This window comes from Curtobacterium sp. B18, from assembly GCF_000333375.1.
Lineage (GTDB): Bacteria > Actinomycetota > Actinomycetes > Actinomycetales > Microbacteriaceae > Curtobacterium.
In genome coordinates, this window is the sequence record NZ_BACZ01000071.1 from 1 (window position 1) to 1,514 (window position 1,514).

At 76.0% G+C, this 1,514-nt stretch carries 2 protein-coding genes; both read right to left on the reverse strand.

What is annotated here, in order from left to right:
• Positions 1–425 (reverse strand): PfkB family carbohydrate kinase (locus I5E_RS01975; RefSeq protein WP_031261080.1); only part of this gene is annotated, 425 nt, incomplete at its 3' end.
• A partial coding sequence (locus tag I5E_RS01980; protein WP_042723494.1) for an aldehyde dehydrogenase family protein occupies positions 422–1,514 on the reverse strand: 1,093 nt, incomplete at its 5' end. The genes I5E_RS01975 and I5E_RS01980, both read right to left, overlap by 4 nt.

Genomic DNA, 1,514 nt, shown 5'->3' on the forward strand with positions numbered 1-1,514 from the left:
CCCCCGTGCTCGGCCGTCGGCTCGGCGGCGATCTCGTCCACGCGGACGACGACCCGGTCGCCGCCGACGACGCGCGACTTCGTCGTGGTGCGCGTGCCGGGGACGACGACCATGCAGGACGTGTCCACCCCGGCGGCGTCGAGGCGTTCGCGGAGCACGACACCGGCCTCGTCGTCGCCGAGCAGCCCGACCATCCGGACGCGTGCGCCGAGCGCGCGGGCGTTCACGGCGGTGTTCGCCGCGCCGCCGGGGACCGCGACCGTCCCGGTGACGCGGACCACCGGGGCCGGTGCCTCGCGCGAGACCCGTTCCGCCTCGCCGACGGTCCAGCGGTCGAGGATGCAGTCGCCGATGACGACGACGAGCGGTTCGCGGTCGTCGACCGCGGCGACGAGCTCCCGGACGAGCCGGACGTCCGCGCTCACCGTGCGCCCCCGGCGGGCGGTGCCGCCTCGAGGTGCACGACGGTCGTGGTGGTCAGCTCGTCGAGCAGGTGCGGGCCGTACCCGAACCCGGCACCCGAGGCCCCCCGGGGCTGGGCGCTGCCGCCCGGGGCGCCCCCGAACACGGCGTTCACCTTCACCGTGCCGACGGGGAGCTCGGCCGCGGCGCGCAGGGCGCGCCCGGTGTCGTTCGTCAGCACCGTGGCGGCGAGCCCGTACCGGTCGGCGGCGGCGAGCCGGAGGCCCTCGTCGAAGTCCTCGACGACGCGGACGGGGGCGATCGGCCCGAAGGTCTCCTCGGTCATGACGAGCATGTCGTCGGTGACACCGGTGAGCACGGTCGCGGGGTAGAAGGTGCCAGGGCCGTCCGGTGTGGCCCCGCCGGTGCGCGCCGACGCACCACGCTGCAGGGCATCGTCGACGTGCGACTGCACGGTGCGCCGGAGCCGGTCGTCGACGAGCGGCCCGTACTCCGCCGCCGAGGCCGAGGTGCGCCGCTCGGCCTCGGCGACGAGTGCGGTCACGAACGGCTCGGCGACCGCGCGGTGGACGTAGACCCGCTCGACGCTCGTGCAGATCTGGCCGGTGTTGGCGAAGGCTCCGAGGGCGACCTGGGCCGCGGCCCACACCGGGTCGACGTCGCCGTCCACGACCACGGCGTCGTTCCCGCCGTTCTCGCGCACGACGTGGGCGCGGGTCCGCACGGCCGCCTCGGAGAGCCGGTCGCCGGTGGCGGTCGACCCGACGTGGGCGTAGACGTCGATGCCGTCCTGTTCGAGGAGCAGCTCGCCGGTGGCGGCGTCGCCGTCGACCCCGACGAGGACGCCGTCCGGCAGGACCTCGGCGAGCAGGGCGTTCAGGCGGGCGATCGTCGCGGGGGAGCGCTCGCTGCCCTTGTGCACGACCGTGTTGCCGGTGACGATCGCGGCGCCGAGGATCCCGCACGCGACGGCGACCGGGTCGTTCCAGGGAGTGAGTGCGAGCACGACGCCACGCGGGTGCGGCACCGACCAGTCGGCAGCGCCGAACGCACCGCGCAGGGCCTCGCCGCGGTGCACGGTCCGAGCTCGG